This is a genomic window from Pontibacter sp. HJ8, from assembly GCF_054824225.1.
The window spans coordinates 1-3,641 of record NZ_JSYF01000339.1 but is presented as its reverse complement, the minus strand read 5'-3'; the positions used below and the strand labels follow the sequence as shown (position 1 = coordinate 3,641).

Here is a 3,641-nt window from a genome sequence, read left to right as displayed (position 1 = left end):
CGACATTACATTCGTGCCCAGCAGTTCCTCCGTACCATAGCCCAGCTCAGGTCCGACAGAGTCACTTACGTACTGGTAAATACCCTCACAGTCGATGACAGTAATAAGGTCTGATCCATGTTTTACGATGGATGCATAGAATTCGGAGGTAAGGGCTGTGCCCGGGATGACATGGGGTAAAGTTGTATTCAAGAGGCTCTGTCTTTTTGCTGGGGTGAAAATAATTGTAAAAAATCAATAAAATGAATTTGAGCAAAAGATTTTTTTCAAATGTTGGGCCGGTATAGTATTGCCTTTGTTAAATCATATCCAGAACGGAGGTGTTATATGGATTTATTATTTAAGTACTACTTGAGATTCAGAAATAATAAGGCAATGTGTAAGGGGCTTGCAGGAAGTTAGCTATGTTTGGGATTGACTTATTTGGTGCTACCGGATAGGGCGGTTCGGATAAGTCCGGTTAATGAAAAAGAGCAAATCGATTGTCCGGGAAATCCCTAATGAACGTGCACCAGGTATAGGTATAGCCGAGATCTGTTAGACGCTCGCGGGATCTGCGCACACCGCGAGGTCTTTAGGAGCAACGGCTATACTTGCTTAAAAAAATTCTTAATTCTAAATTCCTAATTCTTAACTTGATTCTTATCTTGCTGTGCACAAATGACTTACCCTATGCAGCATACCATCCTGCGGCCTCAACAAGCGCTTAGCAGGGCTTACCTTCGTCTTAAGACTTCTCCCGCGGACATGGAGCTATTCAAGTCGGCCCTGCGCACGCTGCTCGACAGTCTGAACCCCAACGAGACAGAGGAGCATGCCCGGAAACATTTGCGGGATTTTCTGAAGTCGGCTTTTTATGTAAACTACGGATTGAGCACTTGGGGCAAAACTGACTTGGTGATCCATACCGGTGCCGGCACCAAAAGCAATGCGGGCGTGCTGCTGGAAGTCAAGCGGCCAACCAACAAGGCCGACATGCCTACCCAAGGCAACCTCAACAACAAGGCCATGCACGAGCTGCTGCTCTACTACCTGCGCGAGCGGGTGCAGCACCACAACCATGACCTGCGCCACCTCATCGTGACGAGCGTGCACGAGTGGTTTGTGTTCGATGCCCTGGAGTACGACCGGCTCTTTTACCGCAACACCCAGCTTCGCAAAGACTTTACAGATTGGAGCGAAGGCCGCAAGGCGAGCGGCGGCACCGATTTTTATTATAAAGAGATCGCTGCGCCGGCCATCACGGCCCTGGCCGAAGGCATCAGCTATACCTATTTTAACCTCAAAGACTACGAAAAACCGCTGCGCAACGCCGACCTGAAGGACGATGTGAAACTGGTGGCACTTTACAAGCTGCTTTCGCCGGCGCACCTACTTAAGACATTTTCTTCAACCGAGGATGTAGCGGAAGGTGGTAGCCCGGCGTGCTATGCGCACTTAAAAGGATTCAGAGAAGGGTTTTAACGCTTGACTTAAAGCTTTTCTCCTTTTACTTCGCAGCTATAAGCTTTCAATTTAAGGCAAGTTTTCTGAAATGGAAACGGCAGTACATGATTCAACTCTCCATTGCTCATGCCGACGAAGGCAAGAAACCAAGTAGACTCGCTAGAGTAGGTGCTGGAGGCGGATCGACCTGCAGGTATACCGCCTCTAGGACCTCAGCTACTATCAAATGCTGCTCGTGGATCCGGCCTATGCCATGCCGGATGAAATATACATTATGTTCGAAGCGGCAAAGGTATAGCACCTGCGTAGGGACAGGTCGAGACCTGTCCGCGCAACAGCCTTCCGATTTTCGACAAACCCTGCCACCATACTGCAAATGCTGCGAGGTTCGGGAGACGCCGCAGCGGTTTTTTATTTTGCCCGGAGTTCAACTTCTGCTTTTGTGCAGGGGCCTTCGTAGTGCACAAAGAAATTGATCCATATGCTGCGCGAAAGCCGGAAGTTGATGGGCAGCAGTGCCACCACCGCCACGACGAGCGCGACGATCATCATTGGCATGGTGATGTCTTCTACTACCAGGCTCAGCCCGATCCAAACGGCAATGAATATGGCGGTGCTGAAGGCATAGCTCACAAACATAGCGCCATAGTAAAAGCCCGTTTCGGGCTCAAATACCTGTCCGCAGCAGGAGCACTTTTCGTGCATATCGGCAAACTTCCGGGTATAAAGCGTGCCATCCGGAAACATCTTTCCTTCGTGGCAACGCGGGCACGTGGTATGCAGGATACTATACATTTTACTCTCCTTCCAGCTCATAGCAGAAAACGATTTGGTCTGTTTACAAATTTACCTATAAAGCCCGGACTTTACCAGTTCGGGAGGCTTTCATTGGTCTTCTCTGGAGAGCAACAGGTATAAGTGGCCGGGTAAGCGTAGGTATACCTGACCGGCACATGCGCAAGCCTCCGCCAGGTATAGCGCGTCCCGGCTGAAGGTATAGCCGGGAATCTACGGGCAGGGCTTCTTTAGGATAGAAGCCGGGGAGCAGGATATGATTGGTGTCAGGAGCTTTATTGCAGCAGCCAGGCTATGGCCTGCGCCCGGTTTGAGAAAGTTTCCAGCTCGTAGGGGAGCAGCCCGGACTGTTTCATCAGGTTGATGTTCACCTGGGCCTTTATTTCCTGACCCGGGTCCCGGGGCTGTATGCGGGCAAGCTTCTGCAGGCGCGTCTTCGACAGCTCGGCAGCCAGTTCCAGCCCCAGCTGCCTGTTTTCCTCATCGTTCAGGCTCACGTCGGTCTGGCTGGCATCGAGCAAAAGCTTTTTGACATCGTAATTTCGGATGACCTCTACCATCACGCTGAAGTTATGCTTTATTTCTGGCAGATGTAATCTGTCCAGGTCAGGATATTCAGCCTGCAGGATATCCGTCGCAGGGTTATAATCCAGCTTTATAAGGCTAGTCTGATGCAGTATCATGAATACAGAAATTAGAAAAAGAGCTATTCCGGGAAGGCGCAATTTAGGTATAGCGCACCAAAAAGCGAAAAAGAATTTATCTACTATAACGCAAAATTTAACCGGAGACACGCAGGGCAGGCCAGGTAAGAAAAAGAGCAAAAAAAAGAGCCTCACAACTTGTGTAAGGCTCTTTCTGCATAGCTTGTATGTCTAAAACTAAGCGCGCTTTACGTTAACCGCGTTCAATCCTTTTTTGCCTTCCTGCAGATCAAATGTTACTTCGTCATTTTCTCTAACTTCTTCTTGTAGGCCAGACACGTGTACGAAGTACTCTTGGTTGGAATTTGCGTCTTTGATAAACCCGAATCCTTTCGTGTCATTGAAAAATTTTACTGTTCCGTTATTCATGATGTTTTTTTATGATACTTATCTCTACCAATATAGGGAGAATGTTCAAAATATTCTTCAACTATTTTAAAAATAATCACATTATGCCATTTGCAGCGCCTCAGGGCACTAATTAATTTTCAGCGGCCCCGACAAAAGGCGCGTAAATGTCGGCAGTGACCGGCTATACCAGCTATAGCGCCCGAGAGCCGATTCTTTGTCATAATATTCAGGCTCCTGTATATTCATGCCATATTACAAAGTTTTCAACATCCCTATGACTTCTTAAAGTTGTTTTATATTTTGCCAGTTGACAACCAAGCACCCCATGATTATCCCCAATAAGTT

The 3,641-nt window shown here is 48.1% G+C and carries 5 protein-coding genes; 1 reads left to right on the top strand and 4 read right to left on the bottom strand.

Features of this window, described 5'->3' with window-relative positions; genetic code table 11:
* The coding region (locus tag OB13_RS14635) for a PAS domain S-box protein (protein ID WP_461490913.1) at window positions 1–192 on the bottom strand (192 nt) is incomplete at its 3' end.
* Between the two features lie 468 nt (window positions 193–660).
* Between OB13_RS14635 and OB13_RS14630 the strand changes: the two genes are divergently transcribed.
* On the top strand, window positions 661–1,464 hold the full coding sequence (locus OB13_RS14630; protein WP_461490912.1) for a DUF7149 domain-containing protein: 804 nt from the start codon (window positions 661–663) through the stop codon (window positions 1,462–1,464).
* 393 nt (window positions 1,465–1,857) lie between these two features.
* Here OB13_RS14630 and OB13_RS14625 read toward each other — a convergent pair whose 3' ends face one another.
* From OB13_RS14625 to OB13_RS14615, 3 genes are all read right to left on the bottom strand, one after another.
* Window positions 1,858–2,262 carry a DUF983 domain-containing protein gene (locus OB13_RS14625; protein ID WP_461490911.1) on the bottom strand — a complete coding sequence of 135 codons (405 nt, stop codon included), beginning with the start codon at window positions 2,260–2,262 and terminating at the stop codon, window positions 1,858–1,860.
* A 254-nt stretch (window positions 2,263–2,516) separates the two neighbouring features.
* The gene (locus OB13_RS14620; RefSeq protein ID WP_461490910.1) at window positions 2,517–2,924 is read right to left on the bottom strand and encodes a hypothetical protein; all 408 of its coding nucleotides are present in this window, start codon (window positions 2,922–2,924) and stop codon (window positions 2,517–2,519) included.
* 198 nt (window positions 2,925–3,122) lie between these two features.
* Window positions 3,123–3,314 carry a cold-shock protein gene (locus OB13_RS14615; protein WP_461490909.1) on the bottom strand — a complete coding sequence of 64 codons (192 nt, stop codon included), beginning with the start codon at window positions 3,312–3,314 and terminating at the stop codon, window positions 3,123–3,125.
* Between the last annotated feature and the right edge of the window lie 327 nt (window positions 3,315–3,641).

Coding starts and splice junctions, on each gene's coding strand:
- OB13_RS14630 (WP_461490912.1), top strand. CDS start 661: ATGACTTACCCTATGCAGCATACCATCCTGCGGCCTCAACAAGCGCTT.
- OB13_RS14625 (WP_461490911.1), bottom strand. CDS start 2,262: ATGAGCTGGAAGGAGAGTAAAATGTATAGTATCCTGCATACCACGTGC.
- OB13_RS14620 (WP_461490910.1), bottom strand. CDS start 2,924: ATGATACTGCATCAGACTAGCCTTATAAAGCTGGATTATAACCCTGCG.
- OB13_RS14615 (WP_461490909.1), bottom strand. CDS start 3,314: ATGAATAACGGAACAGTAAAATTTTTCAATGACACGAAAGGATTCGGG.